We start from the raw sequence: 25628 nt of genomic DNA on the forward strand, positions 1-25628 counted from the left end.
CCCCACAAATAACCCAATCCAAAAAATCAGGTCCGGGGAGTGAATAGCGACTGAACGCTCTGTTTCAGAGATGAAATGATCGGGCTTGGAAGCTCTGCTTCGGCCTCAATATGTGCCGACGACCAGCCCGTTGCAGACCACTTCGTGGGTGGCAGGGTTGATCGCATAGTCGCCTGAGCACTCACCCGATGGCCACTCGGCCTCTCCGCTCAAGATGCGCAACATGGCGACCGATCCGATGACGATAATGCTGTTGATCAGCAGCTCATCGCGCTCTTGAGTCGTCATAGGGCGAGGGGCCCCTTGCGGCCCACGCATCGAATCCATCAGCGCGATCATCTCGTCGAGGCTCATCTGCCGGTCAGGCGGGGTCTTGGCGAGATAAATGCCCGCAATCTCCGATCCCTCGCGATAGGCCATCTTGTACATCGAGATCGGATGGGCGGTGCTGCGCGAGTTGAAGACCTGGCTGGCGCGGCCCCATTGGAACATCAGCCGCGGGTTTTCCGGGTCGACCTGAAAGGCGCGGCTGCAATAGAGATAGGCGCTCAGAGCATCCATATCGCCGTCATTGCGCACGCCTTCGACGCTCGCAGGCTTCATCGGGTCGAGCGGATGGGCAGCAAACTGGTCGCATCCCGCAATCAGCTCCGCATCGCTGCGCGCTTGGAAGGCAGGGTCGTTATAGTCGCTGACCGGAGGCAGTTCGGCAAGGGCAGGGCCTGCGGCCAATGTGACGATGGTCAATGCAATTGCGAGACGTTTCATTGGGGGCGACCTATCCTAAGCTGCGAGCCGCAAGGCTACGCACAGCGGGTTTTCGGGTCAATCCAGCTTGCCAGTGCTTTCGGCGGCATCGAGGATCTCTTGCGGCAGCGTCGCATTCTTGCGGAACAGGACCTTGTCTTCCTCCCTAAAGCCGCGCTTCCAGATGATCCACATATAGACCGCCAGGATCGCCGGGCCGCCGATGATGATCTCCATCCATTCAGGCGTGAATTCGGTGAAGAGGAAGCCCACCACCACCGCTGGAGCCGCTGCATAGACCAGCGCCCAGCGCCAGTTGGAAACCGGCGCTTTGAGCAGCTTTTTGAGGACCAGCGCCTTGATCAGGCTTGATGCGCCCAGCGCGATGAACAGGGCCAGCGCGGCGCCCGCTGCCTTGAACCCTTCGTCGAGTTCCCAATGCTCAGCCAGCATGATGAGACCCACCGTCCCCAAGCCTTGCAGAGTGATAACCCCGATGGAGATTGCGAGGTTCCGCTTGCGCGCGATGTAAACCAGCACGCCTTCGGAAACGACCGCCATGGACCCGATAACTTCGGCCGCCAGCAGGATCGCCAGCGCGCCCGTGCCGCCAACCACGTCCGGCCCGCCAAGGCCCATCACAGCCTCTCCCGGGATCGCTAGCATCAGTGCGATGCCCGCCTGCAAAGCGATGATCCAAAAGCCGACTTGCCGCACCTGAGAAGCGATGGCGGCCATATTGCCAATCTTCAGGTTCTTGGTGATGACGGGGGCCAGAATGGGCTCAAAACTGGTTTTGAGCTTTTGCGGGATGCTGACCACTTCCTTGGCGAAGAAGTAGATGCCAACCGCACCCGCGCTTGCGAATTGGCCTAGCAGGAAGACATCGAGCAGCCGCGTTCCGCGCTCGATCACGTCTGCTCCAACCAGCGGGAAGGCGCGCCGTGTCATCTGCATCAGATAGGCGGGGCGGGGATACCAGCCTTTTGGCAGACCATAGGTCTTGAGGAAGGAATAAAGCGCGGTCAGCAGCGCGCCATAGACCGCCACGACAAAGGCCAGAGCAATCCCGCCAGCAGCGACCGCAGGGATGAAGGCAAAAACGCCCACGCCAATGGATTTGAGCCATGGTTCCACCACCGCGCGCGCGCGCACGGTGGTGGCGATGTCGTATTTGTAAGCTTGGGCGGCGAGCAGGATCTCCGTCAAAGCAATCGCCGGGATGGCCGCGATCATCCACACGTCCAGCTCAGAATTCGTGCCGGTGGGAAAGGCCAATGACGGGAATGTCAGCAGGATGAGGCACGCGATGCCAGAGAAGATCAGGCTCGCCAGAATGCCATCGAAGATCAGATTGGAGAGTGGTTCTCCGGTTTCGTCCGCGCCCTCGGTCAAGCGCTGGGCAAGGCCGCGTTTCTCTCCCAGAGCGCAGATGAGCGCGAGGATTTCGATGACGACATAGGCGGCGGCAAAGCGACCCATTTCGTCCACGCCATAAAGCCGGAAGCCGATGAACAGGAACGGGATGCCGCCAAGCGCGCGGATCAGGAAGCCCAGCGCATTGGTTCGGCCCCCTTTGGCGAGCGTCGCCATATCGTCTCCACCCTTGTCAGGCGGCGGCCCCTCGTCGGGGGCGTCAGTGGGAGTTGCGGTCTTATCGCTCACGCAAGATCGCTCTGATCGCTGTCGGCTTCGGCAGTGAGGGGACGGGCGAGCAAGTCCGCGACAACACCTCGCGGGGATGCGCCCTCTAGGATGGCGTTGACCGCTGTGACGATCGGCATGGCGATGCCGCGCTTCTCAGCCAGCTCAGCCAAAACCGGCGCGGTGTGCGCGCCTTCTGCGACCGTGGTGCGGTCGGCCATCAGTTCCCGCGCAGATTGCCCCTCTCCCAGCGCTTTCCCGAGCGAGAAATTGCGGCTGGAGGTGGAGGAGCAGGTCAGCACAAGGTCTCCGAGGCCGCAGAGGCCCGACAGCGTCTCCGCCTCAGCACCCAGCGCCGCACCGAACCGCAGCATCTCGTTAAAGCCGCGCGCGATCAGGGCGGAACGAGCGTTCTGGCCAAGCGCAAGGCCATCCACGACGCCGCAAGCAATGGCGAGGACGTTCTTGATCGACCCGCCGATCTCTGCGCCGGTCACGTCGTCGGAATAGTACGGGCGGAAAGTGGGCCGGGCGATTGACGCGGAGAGCCGCTCCCACTGCTCGCGTCCCCCTTCGCAGGCGAGGGTAACAGCGGTGGGCAGGCCTGCCGCGACTTCGTGGGCGAAGGTCGGGCCGGAGAGGACGGCAATTGCACTTCCCGGAGAGGCGGCGCGCGCGACATCGTTCATCAGACGGCCCCCCTTTCCATCGGTGCCCGCTTCGATCCCCTTGGAGCACAGCACCAGATCGCGCGGCGCTTTGGGAAGCCCTTCCAGAACGCGGCCCAGCACCTGTGCAGGCGTGACCACCAGAACCGTGTCGAGCGCTGCTAGATCCCCTATGTCACTGGTCGCTCGAATGGTCTCGGAGAGCTCGGCACTCGGCAGATAAGTCGGGTTGCGCCGGGTCGTGTTGATGGATTCGACCACCTCGGTCTCATAGGCCCACAGGACCACATCGCGCCCATCGCTCGCCAACATCTGCGCCAGAGCCGTACCCCAAGCGCCTGCGCCAATCACGCCGATGGTTTGCTTTTCACTCATGCTTTCACTCCGGCGCCGCGCACTGTGTCTGCGTCTGCGTCAAGTGGCCAGCGTGGCCGCGCTTTCAAGTCCAACGGGTCCCCAGCAAATGTCGGATCGAGCGCCAGGCGCTCAGCTCCCGCCCACGCGATCATCGCCGCATTGTCAGTGCACAGCTTCATCGGCGGTGCGGTGAAGCGCATGTCGTGCGCCGCCGCTAAACCCTCCAAAGCGCCGCGCACGGTCTGGTTTGCAGCCACCCCTCCAGCGACCACGAGTGCGGGGAAGGGGCCAGCTTGCGCGAGCGCCATCTCCAACCGGTCGATCAGGCAGTCTACCGCCGCCGCCTGAAAACTGGCTGCAATATCAGCGGGTTTGTGTTCGCCTTTCTCATGCGCTCTCAGGACCGCGCTCTTCAGGCCAGCGAAAGAGAAATGCGGTTCTTTGGACCCTTTGAGCGGGCGCGGGAGCGGGACGGCTTTGGGATCGCCCTCCAACGCCAATCGCTCCACCGCAGGCCCGCCGGGATAGCCACGGCCCAATATCTTGGCGGTCTTGTCGTAGGCCTCTCCCAGCGCATCATCGATTGTGGTCGCGAGGCGGCGATATTTTCCGACCCCCTCCACAGCGAGGATCTGGCAATGCCCGCCGGACACGAGAAGCAGCAAATAGGGGAAGCCCAATTCCGCATCCGCAAGCCGGGGCGAGAGCGCATGGCCCTCCAGATGGTTGACCGCGATCAGAGGCTTGTCCGCCGCCATCGCCAGCGCCTTGCCGCTGATGAGCCCGACCATGACGCCGCCAATCAGGCCGGGGCCAGCAGTCGCCGCAATCGCGTCCACATCCTCCAGAGCCATGTCAGCGTCAGCCAGCACCGCCTCAATCATGGGAGCAAGCCGCTCTGCATGGGCGCGCGCGGCGATTTCGGGGACAACGCCACCATAGGGCGCGTGCTCAGCCTCTTGGCTGGCAATCCGCTCGGCCAGAATGCGACGGTCGCTGCTGACAAGCGCTACAGCGGTCTCATCGCAGCTCGACTCTATCCCTAAAACAATGTGCGGATCGGATCCCATGGCGCTTCCATTAGGGTCCAGATGCAGGGGCTGCAACGGTCGTGATCGCTCTATCTGGCCCGCTGACAAGGAGTGCAGCGCAGCCGCCTAGTGGTGCTAAGCGCAAGCAAGCGACGCTGTTCGGCGGGCCAGATAGAGCGACCGCCTGTGGCGGCGGGCGAAATTTGCCTCGTGGCAGCGCCCCTCTTCGATCACGATGCTTTGGCATCGCTCACTCCTCGTTCCTCCCCACGAAGCAAATTTCGCTCCGTCCCGATCATTGCAGCCCCTGCATCTGGACCCTTGTCTTTGTCCCGGCTAGAGCAAGCGTGACGGAAGGGAAATGCATGACTGAGACACCAGATTACTCTGGGGGAAATCCGGCACGAATTCGGCTGGGCACGCGCAATTCGCCGCTTGCCATGGCGCAGGCGGTTGAGACGCGGGCACGGCTTTGTGCGGCGCATGGCTGGGACGAGGATGCGGTGGAGCTGGTGCCGGTGGTTGCAAGCGGGGACAAGGTGCTCGACCGTCCGCTGGCAGAGATCGGCGGCAAGGCGCTCTGGACCAAGGAATTGGACGCATGGTTGGGCGAGGGGGCGATTGATGTTGCGGTCCACTCTGCCAAGGATGTCGAGACGATCCGCCCGGATGCGTTCCATTTTGCAGGGTTTCTGCCTCGCGCAGACCGCCGCGATGCGCTGGTCGGAGCGGACAGCATTGCCGCTATTCCGCAAGGCGCTGTTGTCGGGACGAGCGCCCCGCGCCGCGCCTCGCAGCTCCTCAACCTGCGGCCCGACTGCAAGGTCGTGACCTTCAGAGGCAATGTCGCAACACGGCTCGGCAAGCTGGAAGCGGGTGAGGCGGATGTGACTTTCCTCGCTGCTGCTGGCCTTGAGCGGTTGGGGCAGAGCGATGTAGGCGCGCCTCTCGGCACAACGGACTGGATACCTGCAGCAGCACAAGGTGTGATCGCGCTCGAATGCCGCGCGGACGATGCCGAAACGACGGCTCTCATCGCGGCCATCGACGATGCACCGACCCGCGCTGAATTGGAGGCAGAACGCGCTCTTCTGGCTGAGCTGGGCGGCACGTGCCACTCACCGGTCGCGGTCCTTTGCGAGGGAAGCGGAGACGCGCTCTCCATGCGAGCCGCACTGTTCAGCTCCGACGGCAGCGAACGGATCGAGGGTGAGGCGAGCTTCGCCGTGGGAGACCATGGCCCTGTCAAAGCGCTCGCCAGCGACCTGCTCGCCCGCGCGACGCCCGGTATCGCACGGCATTTTGGCGGAGCAGGCTGAGGCCCGCCTATGCCCGGCACTGTCCTCACCGTGCGTCCTGAGCCGGGTCTGACCGCGACGATGCGGGCCGGAGAGGCGCTGGGCCTGCGGATGATTGGCCATCCGTTGTTCGAAGTGCGAGCCCTCCCATGGGAGTGCCCCGATCCGGCCGAGATCGACGCGCTTCTGATCGGCAGTGCCAATGCGATCCGGCATGGCGGACCGATGCTTGAAACTCTCAAGGACAAGCCCGTTCACGCGGTCGGCAAAATCACTGCCGACCTCGCGCGAGAGACTGGCTTCGACATTGCAAGCATTGGCTCAGGCGGCTTGCAGAACGTGCTCGATACTATCCCTGCGCCCACTCGCCTGCTGCGAATTGCTGGGGCAGAGCATGTCGAGCTTAGCCCTCCGACGGGTGTTACCATGGCGACAGTCATTGCTTATGAAAGCGACGCAAACTCGCTCCCCAACCCACTGAAATTGCCTGAGGATCGCGATTTGATCGTCCTCCTCCACTCAGCCGCCGCGGCGCGTCAGTTCGACTTGGAAGCCGAGCGCCTCAAGCTCGACCGCAGCCGCATTCGGCTTGCGGTTATTGGTCCCCGCGTTGAACAGGCGGCGGGCACGGGATGGCATTCTATCCACGTCTCGCAAGAGCCAAGCGATGCCGCATTGTTGGAATTGGCGCACGCAATGTGCATATAGAGCGACATAACTAGTCCAAACTGGGCAAGAACCCGCCACTGGGTCGCAAGATACGGATACTCGATGGAATCGAAATATGGCAGCCGCAAAAAGCCGACCTCGATGAGGCGCTACATGCTTGCTGCCCTGGCATCCTTTGCCGCTGGCGGTGCGCTGGTGGGATATGTGGTGTGGTACAATCTCCAGCCCGAAGAACCGGTAGTGGCCGCTGCCGACGCGCCTCCTGCTTTGCCTGATGCGCAGCCGGTCGAAAAGCAAGTGCCCGGCGATGCGAATGGCGCCGATGCAAGCGACGTTTCCGACGCGCCCAGCCCATTGGCCGAAGCTGTCGCCGCCCTGGAAGAGGGCGATACGCAAGGCGCCGCTGAGGCTGTGACGCGTGTGGCTGAGCAGCAGGGCGGCATTGACCAGCGTCTGGCAGCAGCAGAGCAGCGGCTCGCCCGGCTGGACCTGCAAGCGCAGGCAGCGGCGGGCAATGCGGCGCGCGCGGAAGGCTTGCTGATTGCCTTTGCGACGCGGCGTGCGGTCGAACGCGGGGCGGAGCTTGGCATTCTTGCCGATCAACTGCGTTTGCGCTTCTCTGACCAATGGCCCCGTGCGGTCAGTACGATCATCAATTTTTCGCGCGATCCTATCCGCTATGACAATCTCAGCGCGCGGCTTGAGGGACTTGGGCCGCAGCTGGTCGAGCGCAATGAGGGGTTGAGCTGGGGTCGGTTCACTGAGGAGCTCTCGCAGCTCTTTGTCATCCGCCGCGAAAGCACTCCATCGTCGCAGCCGGAAAGGCGGCTCGAGCGGGCGCGGATTGCGCTGGAGCAGGGCCGCTATGACAATGCGATCGCCGAAGTGCGCGGATTGCCGGGTGCGGAACAGGCGGAGGCTTGGATCGCCGATGCAGAACGCTATCGCGACGCGATGCAGGCATTGGAAGTGATCGAGACCGCTGCGGTGCTCAACCAAAGCGGTCTGCGCGATGGCGCAGGAAATCTGGTGAGCCAGCCAGGATCATTGGACGAGCCTGAAGGCCAATAGGGCTCTTAAGCCTTGAGCAGCTCCGGCAAATCGCCCGAGACACCGCGCGCTTCATCCATGAAGAAGGTCTTGAGCATCGGAGTGCGCTGCACCGCTGACATTCCAAGCCTGCGCACCGCGCTTGCCGTCTTGCCGGGCACGCCGAAAAGCCGGGTGAGGCCATCGGTGGCAAGCGCAACCATGAAACTGTCGAGCCCGCGCCAATTCTCATAGCGCTTGAGCAATTGTGGATCGCCCGGATCCAGCCCGATACGCGCGCCGTCGGTCAGCACTTCGACCAAAGCACCGACATCGCGCAGGCCAAGGTTTAGCCCCTGTCCCGCAATCGGGTGAATGCCATGCGCCGCGTCTCCGACCAGCGCCAGCCGCTCATCGGTGATCTTGGCGGTGTGGTGGAAGCCAAGCGGCCAGCTTGAACGCGCACCGACACTGGTGATCTCGCCAAGAATATCGCCCATGCGTTTCTGGATTTCGGCGGTAAAGGCGCGGTCGCCCAATTTGGTGACTGCGCGGCCATCTTCCTCTGACACCGTCCAAACGAGGGATGAGCGGTAGAGGCCGTCCACCTGCGTTTTCATGGGCAGCAGAGCAAAAGGCCCGGCGGGGTAAAAAATCTCCCACGCGACATTGTCATGCGGTTTGGAGTGGGTGAGGCCAGCGATCACCGCGCGGTGCTTGTAATCCCAATGGGCAAGCGCAAAGCCCACTTCCTCGCGCGTCGGCGACCCGCGCCCTTCCGCTGCGACCATCAGGCGGCCTTTTAGCTTGCGTCCATCGGCAAGCACGGCAGCAACGCCGAACTCGCTGCGCTGCCGCTCGGTAATTTCAGCCTTGGAGACCCAATTGATCAGTGGCTCTGCATCGGCGGCTTCAAACATGGCGAGGCGCAGGCGGCGATTGGGAAACATGCGCCCGAGAGTGCCTTCGTGAGGCTCTGGCGTGAAGTCGAGGCGCCCCGGCTTGTTCTGATCGGTGACGGCAATGCTCGCGATGTCGCAGGCGAAATCTTCTAGGCCGCCTGCAATGCCGATATTGCGGAACAGATGCCAGCTGGCGGTCGAGATCGCGGTGGCGCGGTCGTCGAAACCTTCCGCCGTCAGCTCGGCCGGATCAGCGCGATCGATGACGTGGCTGGTCAGCCCTTGCTTGGCAGCCGACAGCGCCAGCGCCATGCCAACGAGCCCTCCACCAAGGATCAATAGATCGCGAGTTTCCGTATCTGCGCTCATGTGGATTTCTGTAACCCTTCAACCAGTCTTTGCGGAAGCCCATATGGGCCGCTAATGCGCTCCTAGAGTGACGAAAGGCCAAGAGGCAAGATTGTTCAACGCAAGCACCATTGCACGGCCCGCATGGCTGTTGGTCCTTTTGGCCTCGCTCTTGAGCGTGTTGCTGCTTGGCAGTCAGCTCGCCGCGCAGGAGGCTGAGGCCCCTCCCGCTATCCCTGAGCGCGAGCTGTATGGTGATGAGAATATCGCGGTCAGCCTGCTTGCGGATGGCGCGCCGGAGGCGGGCGAGGAATGGATGCTCGCCCTGCGTTTCACTCCGACGAGTGAGGAGTGGCACGGCTATTGGTCCAACCCCGGCGATGTTGGCCTCGGCATGAAATTGCAGCTCGACCTGCCGCAAGGATGGGAGGCGGGCGAGCCGCTTTATCCCGTGCCCGAACGCTTCATTCAGGCGCTGCCAAACGGCAGCCTGATGAACCACATTTACAAGGGGCCTTACACGGTTTTGGTCCCGGTCAGCGTGCCAGAGGACGCCGTGATCGAGGGGCTTCCTGACGTGAGGGGATATGTCGATTACCTCTCCTGCACCGACATCGTGTGCGTACCGCAGGACGCGTTGCTGAGCGCCGGGCAGGGCGGAGATTTTTCCCGTTGGCGCGCTGAGATCGCTCCGCTGCTCGATGCGGAAGCCACCTTTGAGAACAGTTCGGAGACCGTCCGGTTCAGCATCCCGCTGCCAGCCAGCGTTGAACTCTCCGATCCGCATGTCTTCGTCGCTCAGACCCAGCTCGTTCAATACAATCCGTTCCAGAGCTTCTGGCGCGATGGCGACGAAGTGATAGTCGAGATCGCCCGCTATCAGGTGCCGCCTGAGGTGCGCATCGTGGTGCCATCCTACGAGGAGGTGAGCGGTATCCTCAGCTTTGGCGACGGCACCGGTGTTCGCTTCGAAGCGGTTCCCGGAGAAGTCACTATCAGCGGCGAGCCGATGGTGACGATGAACAGCGCAGAAGGCGTTACCCCGCCGCTCTGGACGCTGCTGCTTGGCGCGCTGGTCGGCGGGTTGATGCTCAACATCATGCCCTGCGTCTTCCCGATCCTGAGCCTCAAGGCGCTGTCCTTGGCACGCGCAGGCGGCAGCGAGGCGGAGGCGCGCGCTGAGGGGCTTGCCTACACGGCTGGCGTCGTCCTCGCCTGCGTGGCGCTGGGGGCAATCATGCTCGCCTTGCGCGCAGCGGGAGAGCAGGTGGGCTGGGCATTTCAACTGCAAAGCCCCTCTGTCGTGATCGCGCTGCTGGTGCTGGCGACGGTCATCACGCTGAACTTTGCCGGCGTGTTTGAGCTGCCGAGCATCGACACGGGCAACAGCCACGGGCGCAGCGCCTTTGCCACCGGTCTGCTAGCCGCTGTCGCCGCAACGCCGTGCACCGGGCCCTTCATGGCGGCGGCATTGGGAGCGGCTTTGCTGTTGCCGACACCGATAGCATTGGTGCTGTTTGCGACGCTAGGGCTGGGGCTTGCGCTGCCTTTCCTCGCCATCGGCTTCGTGCCCGCTCTGCGCCGTATGCTGCCCAAACCCGGCGCGTGGATGGAGAGCTTCCGCCGCCTGATGGCGTGGCCCATGGCGCTGACCGCGCTGGCGCTCTTGTGGCTGGCCGTGCAGTTGGGCGGGCGAGGGTTCGGCCTCTTCGCGCTTATCAGCCTGTTCGGGATCGTGCTTGCGCTGTTCATTGTCGGGCGCTTGCAGAAAGCGGGCAAGATGGCCTGGCCCGCATTCGGCCTCGCCGCCGCGCCCTTCCTGATCTTTGGAGCATTCGCGCTTCCCTATGGCTATGCCCCGCCGAGCCGGGATTTGACCGCCTCTCTGCTCTCCCCGCAGGAGTTCAGTCGGGAGGCTTTGGCGGAGGCTCGCGCTTCAGATCAGCCGATCTTCATGTGGTTCACCGCCGATTGGTGCGTCACCTGCAAAGTCAATGAAAGCATCGCGATCGAGCGGGAGACTACAGCAAAGGCGTTCGAGGAAGCGGGCGTTATCGCCATGGTCGGCGACTGGACCGTGCGCGACGAAGAAATCACCATGTTCCTGACCGAGCAGGGAGCCGCAGGCGTGCCCCTTTATCTATGGTATGAGCCGGACGGGGAAGCCGAGCAGCTACCGCAAGTCCTCACGCCGGACATGCTGATCGAGCGTGCGGAACAGGACCGCTAGGGCGAGCGGGTTAGTCCACCTCTTCTTCCGATATCTCCTGCATCTCAGGCGAAATCTCGATTTCCAGATCATCCCCGTTGCGGCAGGCTTCAATGAAAAGCCTCGGTGCAGAGCTCGGATTAACCTCCACCCGGCCAGCACCCGGCACCGTCACACCCAGCGCGCGCGGGCCGAGCAGAGGCTCCCAAAGCAAGTCAGAGGCCAGCGCCTCACCCCGCCAAACGCTCTGCCCGTTCACTTCAATCGCATCGACCGGGATACGCCCGATATGCCCATTGCCCACCAATGCAAGCAAAGCGCCTGCCCCTTCGTCTGCGGGCGAGAGGCGGGTGATCTGGATCGAGGGCGCGGGGGTGTCTGCCTCCCGGCACTCAAGCGCCACAAGCGGAGCCTGCTTGGCGATGCCGTAAATGAGCCGCGTTTCCGATTGCGGAGAGAGAGACCAAACCGCCCCTTCCGTATCCGGCGAGGGCAACGGGTCAGAGGCAAAGGTAGGCGCCTCCTCCGGCATATCGCGCGCCATGTCAGCATCCGTGGGCGGAGGCTTGCAGGCGGCGAGGGAGACCATCCCCAAGAGCATAATGCTCAACCTATACAATGATCGTTTCCCTTCTAGTGTGGCATGAACATGTCCGATATGCGCGATGGACTAGCCATCTTATTGCAAGCTTATCCGCTGGCTAACTGGGGACCACATGTACTTTTCATTTGTAGCAATCGGGGCTTTTCTAGGCCTCTTACTCGGTTGGGAAGAAAGCAGTTATGGGAATGAGCGGCGTTACCGTGGCACTGACCCTTTGCTCACAAAATATATACTCATTGTTGTGTATGGAAGCGCAATAGCAACATACACAGACACCGTTCGCGGCTTTTCAGTCGTCTTGCTCTCATCATTAGGCGCCTACTACCTTTTGAAGCCAATAGGGGGAGTCATCGAAAAGCAATGGGCAAAGTTCCGTGATGTGCCGCCGCGGGTTCGTCCAGCGTCGCATCGAAACACAAAGTCGACGAAGCATTACGACATAGATACCCATCAAAGGCCTGGGCTCACTTTGGAAACGATCAGTCTGAGAGGGGCCAACGGAGACTTGATCGATATAACTTCGGTGTCCAGCAACGAGCGCCCCCTTACTTTTGATCAGTTTGGCAATTTGTCTGGCCAAGGTGTTGTGATGGAACGCAACGCAATGGCTGATGTGGAGATATCTTCTGAGAATTGGTCCCAAGTCCACCATGTAAGATTACTCGGGACATGGGTTAATGGCGTGTACTGGATAGTCGATATTCCCTTCAAAAACTCCGGGTACTAAGGCTTCCCACCCATCCGTTTCGCGCGCACCTTCCCATAGCGCGTCTTGCGCGTCCCCGGTTTGCCTTCGTTGCTCCGGCCCACCATTGGCGCTTTCTTTTGATCGTCGGGCAGGCCCAGCTCGTCATTCTCCAGCCGGCGGATTTCGTCGCGCAGGCGTCCGGCTTCTTCGAATTCGAGGTTGGCGGCGGCGTCGCGCATGCGTTTTTCGAGGTCTTCGATGTAGCTGCGCAGATTGTGGCCGACGAGGTTGTTGACCTCGTCATCGCCTGTATCGACCGTCACTCCGTCCTGGCTCGCGGTGTGGGCGACGATGTCGGCGATGTCGCGCTTGATCGTGGTTGGCGTGATGCCGTGTTCTTCGTTGAAGGCTTTCTGCTTCTCGCGGCGGCGGTCGGTTTCCGCCATCGCGCGCTCCATCGAACCGGTGATGCGGTCGGCATAGAGGATCACCCGGCCATCGACGTTGCGCGCCGCGCGGCCGATGGTTTGGACGAGGCTGGTCTCGGAGCGCAGGAAGCCCTCCTTGTCCGCGTCGAGGATGCAGACGAGCCCGCATTCGGGAATGTCCAAACCCTCTCTCAGCAGGTTGATCCCAATCAGCACATCATAAACGCCCATGCGCAGATCGCGGATCAGCTCGATGCGCTCCAGCGTCTCCACATCGGAGTGCATGTAGCGCACGCGCACGCCCGCCTCGTGCATGAACTCGGTGAGGTCCTCGGCCATCCGTTTGGTCAGCGTGGTGACGAGGGTACGGTAGCCCTTCTTGGCCGTGGCAAGGCATTCCTGAATGCAGTCCTGCACCTGATCTTCGACCGGGCGGATGTCGACGGGTGGGTCAATAAGCCCGGTCGGGCGGATCACTTGTTCGGCAAAGACGCCGCCGGTCTGCTCCATCTCCCACGGGCCGGGCGTGGCTGAGACGCAGAAGGTCTGCGGGCGCATCGCGTCCCATTCGTTGAAGCGAAGCGGGCGGTTGTCGATGCAGCTTGGCAGGCGGAAGCCATACTCCGCCAGCGTGAGTTTGCGCCGGTGGTCCCCGCGCGCCATCGCGCCGATCTGCGGTACAGTCTGGTGGCTCTCATCCACAAAAAGCAGCGCGTTGTCGGGCAGATATTCGAACAGAGTGGGCGGCGGCTCACCGGGAAGGCGTCCGGTCAGGAAGCGCGAATAGTTCTCGATCCCGTTGCAGCTGCCGGTCGCGGCAATCATTTCGAGGTCGAAGTTCGTGCGCTGTTCAAGCCGCTGGTGCTCTAGCAGCTGGCCCGCCTCTTCCAGCTCAGCCAAGCGGTGCTTCAGCTCAAACTTGATCGCCTCGGCCGCCTGCTTCATCGTCGGGCCGGGGGTGACGTAGTGCGAGTTTGCATAGACCCGCACTGTGTCGAGTTTCGCGCCTGTCTTGCCGGTGAGCGGATCGAACTCGGCAATCTCTTCGATTTCGTCCCCGAAGAAGCTGACGCGCCAGGCCATGTCCTCATAGTGCGAGGGGAAGATCTCAAGATTGTCGCCGCGGACCCGGAAACAGCCGCGTGTGAAGGCGGCGTCGTTGCGCTTGTATTGCAAGGCCACGAGCTTGCGGATCAGCTCGCGCTGGTCGATCACTTCGCCTTTTTTGATGTCAAAGATCATCGCCGAATAGGTTTCCACCGATCCGATACCGTAGAGGCACGAAACCGAGGCGACGATGATCACATCGTCCCGCTCCAGCAAAGCGCGGGTGGCCGAGTGACGCATTCGGTCGATCGCCTCGTTCACGCTCGACTCTTTCTCAATGTAGGTGTCGGAGCGCGGGACGTAGGCTTCGGGTTGGTAATAGTCGTAATAGGATACGAAATACTCGACCGCGTTTTCGGGAAAGAAGCTTTTGAACTCTCCATAGAGCTGGGCGGCGAGGATTTTGTTGGGCGCAAGGATCAGGGCAGGGCGCTGAAGCGTCTCGATCACCTTGGCCATGGTGAAGGTCTTGCCCGATCCCGTTACGCCCAGCAGCGTCTGCGTTGCCTCGCCATCGCGCGTGCCTTCGACCAGTTCGGCAATTGCGGTGGGTTGGTCGCCTGCGGGTTCGTAGTCCGAGACCAGCTTGAACGGGCGACCCGGCATCGACTTTTCAGGCCGGGCGGGGCGGTGCGGGGTGAAATCTTCCCCCGTCTCGGGCTCTTCCAGCCCCTTGCGAATGATCAATTCTGACATGCGAACAGATATGGTACAAAGATCATCGCTTGTGAAGCGTCTCCCACACGGTTAGCCTCTGTTTCGATGGTCCATCAGGGAGGAACCCATAATGACTAGGAATTCATTCGTCGGCGCGATTGCGCTTTCATCGGCTCTCGCGCTGGCCGCTTGCGGAGGCGAGGCGACCGCCGATGCGGATGGCGATGGCGAGATTACGATGGACGAAGTGCGCGACAAGATGGCGAGCGAGGCCGGCAATATGCGGCCCGAAGCTGGCAAATACTCGGTCAGCATGACGATGGTTAAGGCAGACATCCCCGGCGCGCCGCCTGAAATGGTCGAGATGATGGGCTCTATGATGAGCAACACGTTCGAATATTGCCTGACCGAGGAAGAGGCCAATGAAGGCTTCGAGGAATCGCTCACGCGCGGACAGGATGATAGCTGCACGATCAACAAGTTCGATCTTGCCGATGGCGATATCGACATGGCGATGACCTGCAAGCCGCAAGAGGGCGGCGAAATGAATGTCGCGATGTCCGGCAATGTCAGCCCGACCAAATCGGAGATGACGGTCAAGACCACAGGCACTCTGCCCCAGCTGGGCGAGGCTGATATGGAAATGAGCATGGTCCAGGAACGCATTGGCGATTGCGACGCCTAAGGCGTTAGAAGGTAAGACAGTAACGCAAGGCGGGGGAGGGCAACCTCTCCCGCCTTTTCGTTTGAGCGATCCTCATAAGCGTTTGATGATAGCGGCTTCACGGCGCATTCACGCGGGGCCACTAAAGATGGGACATATGGCAACACGCGCATCCCTCCTCGAAGCCTCCAAAGCCCGCCTAAGTGAGAGCGAGCTCGCGCGCCGTATCGCGCTTGCGGCAGAGCCTTATCCCGATGAGGAGCGCGGGCGACCGACCCTTGCGCGGCTTTTCGGAGAGCTCGACCTGCTGATTGAACCTGCACGGCGGCTCACTCGCAAGATTGACATTCCGGCGACGAACAAACCGCAGACTATTATCCTGATGCCCGGCTTTGCCACCGGCCCGAACCGGATGCGCTACATGGCGCAGAAGCTTGATAAAGCCGGCCATAGGACCAAGGATTGGGGCATGGGCTTCAATTGGGGTGTATCTCCGGAAGCGATGGAGCAGCTGGAAGAGCGGCTGTTTGACGTGTGCGAAAGCGGTGAGGAATCCGTGGCGCTGGTCGGCTGGAGCCTTGGCGGACTTTATGCCCGCGAACTGGCGAAACGCCATCCGATCTGCGTCCACAAGGTCATCACTATGGGCTCGCCCTTTTCAGGCAACCCACGCGCCAACAATGTCTGGCGGGTCTATCAGGCGATTGCAGGGCACCGCGTGGATGAGGCTCCCATTGAGACAGATCTCGCGGTCAAGCCTCCGGTGGAGACCGTCGCTTTGTGGAGCGCGCTTGACGGAGCCGTTGGCGCCCGCTGCGCAGCGGGCAAGCCGGGTGAACGCGACCGCGCGGTGGCGCTGCGCTGCACGCATGCGGGCTTCACCTATTCAAGCGAAGCGATCCTTGCGGTTCTTGAAGAGCTCGAACGCTAGAAAAACGCAGGCCCACTAGGGGAAATTACGGGATTTCCTTTGCGTCACCCCCCGCACGCCTGTTACATGGTCTCTTCGCAAGTGCAGCAAAGACCAACGGGGACTCATGGCGGGCGCAGAGCCTAGCAATTCCAGCAACTTTGATGAGATGAAGTTCGAAGGCGGGGACGTGCGTCCTGCCTATGCGGACTATTGCCGCTGGTTTGACGATCAGGAAGGCAGCTTCCTCAAACGCAAGAGCTCCGAAGCGGATGAAGGCTTTCGCCGCACAGGGATTACTTTCAACGTCTATGGCGAGGATGAGGCGGAGGAGCGCCTGATCCCCTTCGACATGGTGCCCCGAGTGATCACCGCTGCCGAGTGGCGCAAGCTGACGCGCGGGATCGAGCAACGGGTGAGGGCTTTGAACGCCTTCCTCCACGACCTTTATCACCGGCAGGAGATTGTCCGTGCGGGACGATTGCCCAAGCGTCTGCTTCGCGGCAATGATGCGTGGCTTCCTCATATGGTCGGGATGAACCCGCCGGGCGGTATCTACACCCACATCGTCGGCATCGACCTCGTCCGCACCGGGCCAGATGAGTGGTTCGTGCTGGAGGACAATGCGCGCACGCCTTCGGGTGTCTCCTACATGCTGGAGAACCGCGAGACGATGATGTCGATGTTCCCTGACCTGTTCAGCCAGGTCGGGGTGGAGCCGGTCTCTGCCTATCCGCGTCGCCTCGCACGCAGCCTTGCCGCCTGCGCCCCGCCGCAATTTGACGCGAGCGGAGGGCGCAAGCCCAATGTCGCGGTTCTGACGCCGGGCATCTACAATTCCGCCTATTTCGAGCATGCCTTCCTCGCCGATCAGATGGGTGCAGAGCTGGTCGAAGGCAGCGATCTGCGCGTTGTCGGAGGGCGCGTGCAGATGCGCACGACGCGCGGATTTGAGCCGGTCGATGTGCTCTATCGCCGCGTCGATGACGATTATCTCGACCCGCTCACCTTCGAACCTGACAGCGTGCTGGGCGTACCCGGCATTATGGACGTCTACCGCGCCGGAGGGATCACTATCGCCAACGCGCCGGGTACAGGCGTGTCGGACGACAAAGCGATCTATTCCTTCATGCCGGAGATCGTCGAGTTCTATACCGGCGAGAAACCGCTGCTCCCGAACGTTGAGACGTGGCGCTGTGCGGATAGCGACAGCCTCGCCTATGTGCTCGACAACCTTGCTGATCTGGTGGTCAAGGAAGTGCATGGTTCGGGCGGCTACGGCATGCTGATCGGGCCGACCGCGACCAAGAAGGAAATCAAGACTTTCCGCGCCAAGCTGGAGGCGAACCCGGACAATTACATCGCGCAGCCCACGCTCTCTCTGTCGACCTGCCCGATCTACACGTCAAAGGGCCTTGCCCCGCGTCATGTTGACTTGCGACCCTTTGTGCTGGCCTCACCCCAGGGAATAGAGATCACGCCCGGCGGTCTTACCCGCGTGGCGCTGAAACAGGGGTCGCTGGTGGTCAATTCTTCGCAAGGGGGCGGGACCAAGGATACGTGGGTCTTGAAAGACTGACATGTTAGGACGCACCGCCAACGGATTGTTCTGGATGTTCCGCTATCTTGAGCGGGCAGAGAACACGTCGCGCCTGCTTGATGCAGGGCTTCGCATGGCGCTGACCCGTGACGTCAAGACGGCAGAGGATGAGTGGCGCTCGGTTATCTCAACACTGGGCCTCAAGGCGCTCTATGAGGAGCATAATGAGGGCTATGACGGCCATTCGGTGTGGAACTTCGTCCTGCGCGACCAAACCAATCCTGCGAATGTGCGCGAGATGTTTGCAGCGCTCCGCAACAATGCCCGCTCTGCTCGCACGCAGATTTCGAGCCCCGTTTGGGAGGCTCTGAATGAAAACTGGATGAAGCTGGAGGAGCTGCTCGCTCGGCCTGTCAACCAGACGGGCGTTGGCGAAGTGATCGCTCGGCTAAGACGCGCAGGGACGCAGGTTCACGGCGCGCTCGACGGTTCGATGCTGCGCAATGAGAGCTTCCACTTTGCACGGGCTGGCACCTTCATCGAGCGAGCGGAGAGCACTGCGCGGATCCTCGACATGAAGTATTATCTGCTGCTGCCCTCGGTTGCCCATGTCGGGTCGAGCCTCGATTCCACGCAATGGGATCAGGTCTTGCGCTCGGTCGCGGGGGCGAGCGCATATACTTGGCTAAATGCAGGCCAGATCGATGCGCGCGGGATTGTCGAATTTCTGGTGCTCGACACGCGTTTCCCGCGCAGCCTCGCTTTCTGCCGAGAGGCGGTCGGCGGGCACGTTGCGGCTCTTGCGCGGATACACGGTCACGAAGGCGCCTCGCTCGCCCTGATGACGCAGGATGGGAGCAGTCTGGAAGGCCTGACGGTCGATGCCATCTTCGATCAGGGCCTGCACGAATTCCTCACCGACTTCATGGCTCGCAACGCCGCCATCGCCAACGCCATCGGCGAAGACTACAGGTTCCTCTCTTGAAACTCTCCATCCGCCACACGACCCACTACGCATTCGGCGAGCCGGTGGTCCACGCGCTTCAGCGGCTGCGCCTGACCCCGAAAGCCACGCAAGGCCAGTCGATCCTCAAATGGGATATGCAGTACGAGAACGCGTATCGTGAGCTTGAGTATGACGACCAGAACTTCAACACAGTCACGCTGATCGCGGTTGAGCCGGGCGCGAGCGAGGTGACAGTGACCTGCACGGGCGAGGTCGAGACGCAGGACAATGCCGGCGTCATCGGAAGGCATTCCGGCCATATGCCGCTATGGAGCTTTCTGAGCCAAACGAAGCTGACCAAGCCGGGTCCCAAACTGCGCGCAATGATCCGCGATCTGGGCACACCGCAGGATGAGGGGAAGCTCGACTACCTCCACGCACTCTCGGCGCGCATCCTCGAAGACGTGGCCTATGAAACGGGCACGACGCATGCCACCACCACCGCCGAAGAAGCGGTCGAGCACGCAAGCGGCGTGTGTCAGGACCATGCTCACATCTTCATCGGCGCCGCGCGCGCCGCTGACATTCCTGCGCGCTATGTCTCAGGCTATCTGATGATGAACGACCGGATCGAGCAAGAGGCAACACACGCTTGGGCAGAGGCGCATATTGATGGCCTTGGCTGGGTCGGCTTCGACGTCTCCAACGGGATCAGCCCGGACCCGCGCTATGTCCGCGTTGCCACGGGCCGCGATTACCGCGACGCTTCGCCCGTGACAGGCATCAGCTTTGGCAGCACCGAACAAGTCCTGACAGTAGGTGTCGCAGTTGAGCAGCAGGTCGAGAGCCAGTAAGGCCCACGTCCAAACTCGTTTTTCAAGGAAATCACATGACATATTGCGTTGGCATGGTGCTCGAAAAGGGCCTCGTCCTGATGAGCGACACCCGCACAAATTCGGGCGTCGACAATATCTCTGTCTTTCGCAAGATGCATTCCTGGCAGGTCCCGGGCGAGCGGATGATCGCGGTGATGACAGCGGGCAATCTCGCCACGACGCAGGCGGTGGTGAGCAAGTTGGAAGAGCGCACCAAGGAACCCGATGAGCGCGACAACTCCCTCATCAAAGGCAAGACCATGTTCACGGTCGCAACCGAAATCGGCCGCCTGCTGCGCTCCACCATTGAAGAAGTGCAGGCCAACAATGGCGACCGAGGGAGGGGCCGCTTCACCGCTTCGATCATCGTCGCCGGCCAGATCGCCGGGATGGAGCCGCGCTTGTTCATGGTCTATCCGGAAGGCAACTTTATCGAAGCCAGCTGGGACACGCCCTTCTTCCAGATCGGAGAGACCAAATATGGCCGCCCGATCATCATCCGCGGCTATGACCGTGACATGAGTTTTGAGGACGCGGTGAAGCTGCTGATGGTGTCGTTTGACTCGACCCTGAAAGCCAACCTGTCCGTGGGTCTGCCGCTCGACCTGCTGGTGATCGGCAAGGACGACTTCGCGCCGACGCATGAGCATAGAGTGCAGGCGGACGACCCATACTTCACCGAGATTTCGTCCAATTGGGGCGACGCTTTGCGATCTGCGTTCCACTCCTTGCCTGACTACAGCTTCGAGTCGAACTGACCTGCAGACTAAAACACCACTAACAGTGTTAAAACTTCGACATGAATTGGTTCGATTTGGAGGTTAACTCCAGCGGTATTTCAGAGGTTTGATGCATAACGCGCCGCATTATTGCTCCATATTGGGTTAGGTCTCGCGTGAATTGCCTAAGGGGTCGGCGCAAGACCATGGGCATGACACGCAAAGCATCCCTCCACTTCATCAATTCCAACAGCCGCCAACGCGCCGAATTGGCCAGAGTTGGGTTCCAGCTCGGCCACCATTCGGAAGTGTATGGCGACCTTTCAGAATTGTCGGTCCATCCACCACGCGAAGGTATCATCATCGCTTGCGACTCTGCTGAAGAAGGCGGGGTCGGGATGATCCTTGAGCGGCTAAGCCGATTGGGCATCTGGTTGCCATTGATCGCGGTGGATGAAGAGCCCAAACCCGGGCGGATCGTGGAAGCAATCAAGGCCGGTGCACTCGACTACCTCTCACTACCTCTTGAACCTGAACGGTTTGAACGCTGCCTTGCCCGGATTGAGAAAGAGGCGGAAGTCTTTGGCGCGGCGCGCCGCCGCATGATCGAAGCACGCGATCGCATTGCCAGCCTTTCTGTCCGAGAACGCGAAGTTCTCGAATGGTTGGCCGAAGGAAGCAGCAACAAGGTGATAGCCCGCGAACTCGACATCAGCCCCCGCACAGTCGAGATTCACCGCGCCAACATGATGCACAAGCTGGGTGCGCGGCATGCTGCAGAAGCGGTACGACTGAAACTGGAGGCGAAGCTGGAGCCAAAGATCGACGTCCAAGTGGACGCTGCGCCCGGCATGTGACCGCAAGTCAACTCAACACCGCGTAACCAACCCCCGACTGGACCCTCTGCCAGTTCTCCCAAGGTTATCGGTACCCGAACGGCTTCGGCATCCCAACAGGTGCCGGGGCCGTTTCGCTTATTGGAAGAAGCGCGGGTGACCTGAGGTCACCGGCAGGTGCTCGGCTCGCTGCCTTCGAGGTGGAAATGGTCCGCATGGGCAGCATCATATTCCGGGCCCAGCACTGTCCCAAAACGCTTGCAGGCGCTGCGATGAACTACGCGAAGGAACTCACGCTCTGCCGGCGTCCCACCGTCCCAATCTTCGCGCAAGGTGATCCGGCGACCATCGGCAAGGACAAAGCCTGAGACATCGATCGCTGCGGCCTGAGCGTGCGAGGACCGGCGATCGGTCCCCGCGACATTGCGACAGAAATAGGTCCCCATCGTCTCAATTCGAGCAAGCGGGCTGCCCAGTATCTGCTGCGCAGCGCGGTCGACGCCAAAGCGGGCCCAATTGCTAAAGGCGTTTGCCACCGGGCATTGCAGTGGCCCAACATTGCTGAAGCTGAATTGGGAGCGGTCACCGCTCAGGGCGGTCAGCTGCACAGTCCCAACCTTGGCACAGCCCGGCGCACCATAAGTGTCAGGCACCGGCGTAAACCGCGCACCTCCTGTGCTAAGCTCAGCGATACAGGCGCGGTCTGATGAACGAGCAACCGGCTGTTGCGGCAAGGATGCGACACGGCGCGTGGAACTGCGGACCGGGTGGCTGGCACGAGGCGCCGGAGAAGCGCTGCGGGTATTGCTTGGCGCGCTGGGCTGATTGAACCCATAGGCACCCGGGCTAGCAGGCGGGATCAGCGATCCACACCCGCCCAGGGCTAATATAGCGGCGCAAAGACCGCTCACTCTCAAGATTTTCCCGTGTGTCATACTTACGGACGACTACGGGATCGCGGTTAAAACTGGTGAAAGGAGCAAGGTTAACGAACCCCTTCCACAAGCCTACAGAATTTGGCTTAACCCTCAGTAGAGTTTGGTAATTCTTCGGCAACCTGCTCCCACAATTCGATCTTCACACCGTTGGGGTCGAGCAGCCATGCGAATTTACCATAACCCTCGTCAACATGGCCCAGAATTTCGACACCCTTAGCCTTGAGCCCCTCCACAAAACCATCAAGATCGTGGACCCTCAGATTGATCATGAAGCCGTTCTTGCCCGGCTTGATGTACTCATCATCGCCGAACAGGCTGACGAGAGCATAGGGGTTAGCCTTTGGATCGTCGGCAAAGGCGAATTGCGGCCCGTATGGTCCGTCCACTCCCAGCGTGTCGCGATACCATGCGCGGGTCGCGTCTTTATCTTCGGCGACATAGAACACGCCTCCAAGCCCGGTGATGCGCGGTGTGTTGTCGTTGCTCATTGCCTGCTCCCTTTTCCATCCCGCCACGATCATGCCGCAATCGAGCCATTGGGGGAAGGGCGGTTGGGTCAGAACGCAGTGGTGAATAGGATCACGCTCTCCGGCAGCATATCGAGCAGAGCGATTTCGATGACCTTGTCGAAGCCGCTGACGACCATTGCACCGACCAGTACCAATGCGCCTCCGAAAAGTGGCTTGCCGTATTTGGCCAGCAGGCTCAGCGTGGTGCGGCGCTCTCCAAGCGCTTTGCGCGATCCATATGCGAAAGCGAGGATCGATGTGGCCACGCCCAGACCAAAGATCAGGAAGATCAGGAAGCTAGCGGCAAGGTCTTGGCCTTGGCTCGCCGCTGCAATCGCGACGCCCAAGGTAGGGCCTACGCACGGTGCCCACACAATCCCAAGCAACAGGCCGACGGCAAACTGCCCGCCAACGCCGTCCCCACTGACTTTCGCGAGGCGCTGATTGCCGAAATTGGCGATGGGCGATGCAGCGGCGCTAAGGGCGGCCTGAGCGCGAGGGACCAGCAAAACCGCGCCCGCTACAATCAGCAGCGCGCCGGCGAATATCCGCACGGCCTGCTCGTTGATCCCCAGTGAGTAGCCAAACGCGATGACGGTGAAGCCGAACAGCGTGAAGCTCGTCACTAATCCCACGGCCAAGGCGACTGGGCCAAACCGGCTTTTACCCAGCGCTGATCCGACCAGAATGGGCACCAGCGGCAGGACGCAAGGGTTCAGGATCGTCACCAATCCGGCAACGAAGGAAAGAGCAGAACTGCTCAACATGACGCGTCAATCGGCCTGGCGCTCTGGGCGCGACTTACAGCCCGCTCTCAACCACACCGCGCAGCCGCGCACGGTTGGTCTCTGCGATGGAACGAGCCACTTCGTCCATCCCGCGGAACACCAGAACCGTCGACTGGCGAGGAATACGGTGCGCGCGCAGAAAGTCCTTCTCCTCATCAAAGTCGACCTTCACGAACAGCACATCGCCGCTCTGATATTCCTCGCGCAATTCGTCGAGGATCGGAGCCTGCGCGCGGCAGGTCGGGCACCAATTGGCGTAGACGTCGACGACGATCGTCTTGCCCTTCTTCTGCGCCATCATGAATTCGCCTTCGTCATAGGTCGTCCAACCGGCCGTGCTGGCCTGAGCGGTGAGGGCGCTCGCGCCGATAACGATGCCGGTGAGCGCGGCGATGATGAGAAAAAGGCGGGTCATTGCATGTCCTTTGCAAAGGGGTTTGCGGCGAGAATGCCGATGGTTTTGCAAGGAGTTCGGACAGAGGCGGGCGAAGGTTACAGGGCGGCGGAGAGAATTTTGCGAATCGGTTTGCGAGGGTTCGGGAAGGGGAAACGAGGGGGCCAAGTTGATGAAGTACATTCGCAGCGGGGGCTTTGAACAAACGCCTCTATGGGCGCCTCGCCAAGAGCGGCGTTTTCAAGTGTGAAAGAGCCGATGAGAAGCTAACAGGCGAAGGCGCTGTAGGAAAATCATATGGTTGCACATAGAAGCTGTTGCAGCCAAAACTATCGAACTCAGCGGAGGATGACGTGGATATTGCTTTTGCCTATCATCAAGCAGCGCACGCCGCCGCTCAGCATTCGGTAGACGCTGAGGAAGAAGCGCAGCTCACAACGCCCGTCAGTAACCTCTTTACCGCACTTGTCGGCGAAGCGGGCCTCGGCATGCTTACACTTGTGCGCGAGACACGCACGACATCGACCCGCCCAGACTTTGCGGCGCTGCTGACGGTGGGAAGACGCACTCAGCAAAAAGGCTATATTGAGCTCAAAGCTCCCTCAGTCTCGGTCGACACCTCAACGTGGCGCGGGCGCAATGCCAAGCAATGGGTCAAGATGAGCGAAGAGGCGGACATCCTAATCGTCTGCAACGGAGAGGAAGCACAGCTCTATCGCGCGGGTCTCGCCATGGGTGCGCCCGCGTCATTGCCATATGACGATCCAGAGAACTGGGATTCCAGCCCGCTGACCAACCTCCTCTCGCGTTTCATCGAGCTGCGCCCAGCGCCGATTACCAGTATTGCTGAACTGACCAAGAGGCTCGCTATCCGCACGCGCGATTTGCGTGATCGGATCGAATGGCTGGTCGAGGAAGCTGGCGGAGACGAACAGGCCGCAGCCAAAGGCAGCCTCGCTGCCTGGCGCAACCACATCTATCCTGATGCTAGCCGCCGTGACTTCGCCGATGGGGTGGCGCAGGTCATTGCCTATGGCATGGTACTTGCCGCGCTAACCCCGGGCGATCCCGACGCCGACGGCGATGGCTATGTCGATGTGTCCGAGGCACGCGAAGCTATCCGTGACATGAGCCCCGTTCTGGCAGCGGCCTTTGCTCCTTTGGTGGACAAGCCGGTCTTGCGTGATGCGACCCGTGTTGAAGTTGGCGGGCTGGAGACTTTGATCAGCGCAATAGATCGTGACCGTGTTGCAGCATCTCCCGATACCCGAGGCGAAGCCTGGCTGCGTTTCTACGAAGATTTCCTCTCGGTCTACGATCCCGAGGAACGGCGCGAGGCAGGGGTCTATTACACGCCGGTCCACGCAGTTTCAGCCATGACGGCGATGACGGGCCACCTTCTGGTTGATCGGTTTGGCATGCGTATGGGGTTTGGCGACAGCCGGGTCGTTACGCTTGATCCGGCGACCGGGACGGGCACTTTCCCGCTTGCTGCAATTGAGCGAGCGGTTAGCCGTGCTCCCGGAGTGCGCGGCGAAGGCGGCGTGCAGCAGGCGGCGCGCAATCTTTCCCGCAATTTGTTCGCTTTTGAACTTCTTCCCGGACCCTATGCCGTGGCGCATCTGCGGCTTTCGCAAGAGCTGTCGCGGCTCGCCGAAGAGCGCACGCATGCACAGGTCGTCTTGACCGACACACTCGAAGCCCCAGACGAGCGTCCGATTTCATCGACTGATCTTTTCGGTGACCCGCAAATCCTTGCCGAGGAACAGGAGCGCGCCAACCGGATCAAACGGCAGCAGGGTGTCACAGTTGTGATTGGCAATCCGCCCTATCGCCGTGTGGCGCGCGAACTTCGCGGACGCGGGTCGGGCGGCTGGGTGCTGGACGGACGAGTGGAGGGACGAAACACCGAAAAGAGCCTGTTTGACGATATCCTCGATGTGGCGCGAGCGAATACGATCTTCAGCCACCATGCCAGCCTCTATAACCTCTATGTCTATTTCTGGCGCTGGTCGCTTTGGAAAGCGTTTTAGGCGCACGGCGATGGCCCTGGTATCATCACGCTGATCACGGGTAGCTCTTGGCTTCACGGTCCCGGTTTTGTCGGTTTGCGCGAGATGGTC

The 25628-nt window shown here is 61.1% G+C and carries 23 protein-coding genes; 12 read left to right on the forward strand and 11 right to left on the reverse strand.

Annotated features, from left to right (window positions below):
- Positions 1-105: 105 nt before the first annotated feature.
- From AC0V6X_RS02800 to tsaD, 4 genes are read right to left on the reverse strand one after another with little or no spacing between them, the layout of a single operon-like run.
- The gene (locus AC0V6X_RS02800) at positions 106-768 is read right to left on the reverse strand and encodes a hypothetical protein (RefSeq protein ID WP_486183075.1); all 663 of its coding nucleotides are present in this window, start codon (positions 766-768) and stop codon (positions 106-108) included.
- A gap of 57 nt (positions 769-825) precedes the next feature.
- On the reverse strand, positions 826-2412 hold the full coding sequence (locus AC0V6X_RS02805) for a lipopolysaccharide biosynthesis protein (protein ID WP_486183076.1): 1587 nt from the start codon (positions 2410-2412) through the stop codon (positions 826-828).
- Positions 2409-3434, reverse strand: coding sequence for an NAD(P)H-dependent glycerol-3-phosphate dehydrogenase (locus AC0V6X_RS02810; protein ID WP_486183077.1), 1026 nt, complete (start codon positions 3432-3434; stop codon positions 2409-2411). The genes AC0V6X_RS02805 and AC0V6X_RS02810 overlap by 4 nt, the downstream gene beginning before the upstream one ends.
- Positions 3431-4486, reverse strand: a complete 1056-nt coding sequence (gene tsaD, locus AC0V6X_RS02815; RefSeq protein WP_486183078.1) for a tRNA (adenosine(37)-N6)-threonylcarbamoyltransferase complex transferase subunit TsaD — start codon at positions 4484-4486, stop codon at positions 3431-3433. The genes AC0V6X_RS02810 and tsaD overlap by 4 nt, the downstream gene beginning before the upstream one ends.
- Positions 4487-4812: 326 nt before the next feature.
- Here tsaD and hemC point away from each other — a divergent pair, with 326 nt between their 5' ends.
- From hemC to AC0V6X_RS02830, 3 genes are all read left to right on the forward strand, one after another.
- Positions 4813-5766: a hydroxymethylbilane synthase gene (hemC, locus tag AC0V6X_RS02820; protein ID WP_486183079.1), complete on the forward strand. Its 954-nt coding sequence runs from the start codon at positions 4813-4815 to the stop codon at positions 5764-5766.
- Positions 5767-5775: 9 nt separating this feature from the next.
- Entirely contained in the window at positions 5776-6453 is a 678-nt protein-coding gene (locus AC0V6X_RS02825; protein ID WP_486183080.1) for a uroporphyrinogen-III synthase, read from the forward strand.
- 63 nt (positions 6454-6516) lie between these two features.
- The gene (locus AC0V6X_RS02830; protein WP_486183081.1) at positions 6517-7485 is read left to right on the forward strand and encodes a hypothetical protein; all 969 of its coding nucleotides are present in this window, start codon (positions 6517-6519) and stop codon (positions 7483-7485) included.
- A gap of 5 nt (positions 7486-7490) precedes the next feature.
- On the opposite strand, the gene AC0V6X_RS02835 is transcribed toward AC0V6X_RS02830, so the two are convergent.
- Positions 7491-8714 (reverse strand): FAD-dependent monooxygenase, encoded by a 1224-nt coding sequence (locus AC0V6X_RS02835; RefSeq protein ID WP_486183082.1) that lies wholly within the window; start codon positions 8712-8714, stop codon positions 7491-7493.
- A 67-nt stretch (positions 8715-8781) separates the two neighbouring features.
- Between AC0V6X_RS02835 and AC0V6X_RS02840 the strand changes: the two genes are divergently transcribed.
- Positions 8782-10923, forward strand: a complete 2142-nt coding sequence (locus AC0V6X_RS02840) for a protein-disulfide reductase DsbD family protein (protein ID WP_486183083.1) — start codon at positions 8782-8784, stop codon at positions 10921-10923.
- Positions 10924-10933: 10 nt separating this feature from the next.
- Here the strand turns inward: AC0V6X_RS02840 and AC0V6X_RS02845 are convergent, their stop codons facing one another.
- Together AC0V6X_RS02845 and uvrB are read right to left on the reverse strand one after the other, a co-directional pair.
- Positions 10934-11512, reverse strand: coding sequence for a hypothetical protein (locus AC0V6X_RS02845; RefSeq protein ID WP_486183084.1), 579 nt, complete (start codon positions 11510-11512; stop codon positions 10934-10936).
- Positions 11513-12229: 717 nt separating this feature from the next.
- Positions 12230-14425 carry an excinuclease ABC subunit UvrB gene (gene uvrB, locus AC0V6X_RS02850; RefSeq protein WP_486183085.1) on the reverse strand — a complete coding sequence of 732 codons (2196 nt, stop codon included), beginning with the start codon at positions 14423-14425 and terminating at the stop codon, positions 12230-12232.
- A 91-nt stretch (positions 14426-14516) separates the two neighbouring features.
- Between uvrB and AC0V6X_RS02855 the strand changes: the two genes are divergently transcribed.
- The 7 genes from AC0V6X_RS02855 to AC0V6X_RS02885 all read left to right on the forward strand — a co-directional run bounded on the left by AC0V6X_RS02855 (position 14517) and on the right by AC0V6X_RS02885 (position 20897).
- Positions 14517-15071: a DUF3617 domain-containing protein gene (locus tag AC0V6X_RS02855; protein WP_486183086.1), complete on the forward strand. Its 555-nt coding sequence runs from the start codon at positions 14517-14519 to the stop codon at positions 15069-15071.
- A 136-nt stretch (positions 15072-15207) separates the two neighbouring features.
- The gene (locus AC0V6X_RS02860) at positions 15208-15981 is read left to right on the forward strand and encodes an esterase/lipase family protein (RefSeq protein WP_486183087.1); all 774 of its coding nucleotides are present in this window, start codon (positions 15208-15210) and stop codon (positions 15979-15981) included.
- 106 nt (positions 15982-16087) lie between these two features.
- Complete coding sequence (locus AC0V6X_RS02865; RefSeq protein ID WP_486183088.1) at positions 16088-17539, forward strand: circularly permuted type 2 ATP-grasp protein; 1452 nt, start codon at positions 16088-16090, stop codon at positions 17537-17539.
- Position 17540: 1 nt separating this feature from the next.
- A complete protein-coding gene (locus tag AC0V6X_RS02870; protein ID WP_486183089.1) occupies positions 17541-18485 on the forward strand; it encodes an alpha-E domain-containing protein in 945 nt (314 codons plus the stop codon).
- A complete protein-coding gene (locus AC0V6X_RS02875; protein ID WP_486183090.1) occupies positions 18482-19300 on the forward strand; it encodes a transglutaminase family protein in 819 nt (272 codons plus the stop codon). Before AC0V6X_RS02870 ends, AC0V6X_RS02875 begins: the two co-directional genes overlap by 4 nt.
- Before the next feature lie 35 nt (positions 19301-19335).
- Positions 19336-20079, forward strand: coding sequence for a proteasome-type protease (locus AC0V6X_RS02880; RefSeq protein ID WP_486183091.1), 744 nt, complete (start codon positions 19336-19338; stop codon positions 20077-20079).
- Between the two features lie 173 nt (positions 20080-20252).
- A complete protein-coding gene (locus tag AC0V6X_RS02885; RefSeq protein WP_486183092.1) occupies positions 20253-20897 on the forward strand; it encodes a response regulator transcription factor in 645 nt (214 codons plus the stop codon).
- A 146-nt stretch (positions 20898-21043) separates the two neighbouring features.
- Here the strand turns inward: AC0V6X_RS02885 and AC0V6X_RS02890 are convergent, their stop codons facing one another.
- From AC0V6X_RS02890 to AC0V6X_RS02905, 4 genes are all read right to left on the reverse strand, one after another.
- Positions 21044-21529: an extensin family protein gene (locus tag AC0V6X_RS02890; protein ID WP_486183093.1), complete on the reverse strand. Its 486-nt coding sequence runs from the start codon at positions 21527-21529 to the stop codon at positions 21044-21046.
- Between the two features lie 368 nt (positions 21530-21897).
- On the reverse strand, positions 21898-22302 hold the full coding sequence (locus AC0V6X_RS02895) for a VOC family protein (RefSeq protein ID WP_486183094.1): 405 nt from the start codon (positions 22300-22302) through the stop codon (positions 21898-21900).
- A gap of 68 nt (positions 22303-22370) precedes the next feature.
- Positions 22371-23090: a cytochrome c biogenesis CcdA family protein gene (locus AC0V6X_RS02900; protein WP_486183095.1), complete on the reverse strand. Its 720-nt coding sequence runs from the start codon at positions 23088-23090 to the stop codon at positions 22371-22373.
- 34 nt (positions 23091-23124) lie between these two features.
- Positions 23125-23526 (reverse strand): thioredoxin family protein, encoded by a 402-nt coding sequence (locus tag AC0V6X_RS02905; protein ID WP_486183096.1) that lies wholly within the window; start codon positions 23524-23526, stop codon positions 23125-23127.
- Between the two features lie 332 nt (positions 23527-23858).
- Between AC0V6X_RS02905 and AC0V6X_RS02910 the strand changes: the two genes are divergently transcribed.
- Positions 23859-25538 (forward strand): N-6 DNA methylase, encoded by a 1680-nt coding sequence (locus AC0V6X_RS02910; RefSeq protein ID WP_486183097.1) that lies wholly within the window; start codon positions 23859-23861, stop codon positions 25536-25538.
- Positions 25539-25628 lie beyond the last annotated feature (90 nt).

This window comes from Erythrobacter sp. S267 (assembly GCF_057365045.1).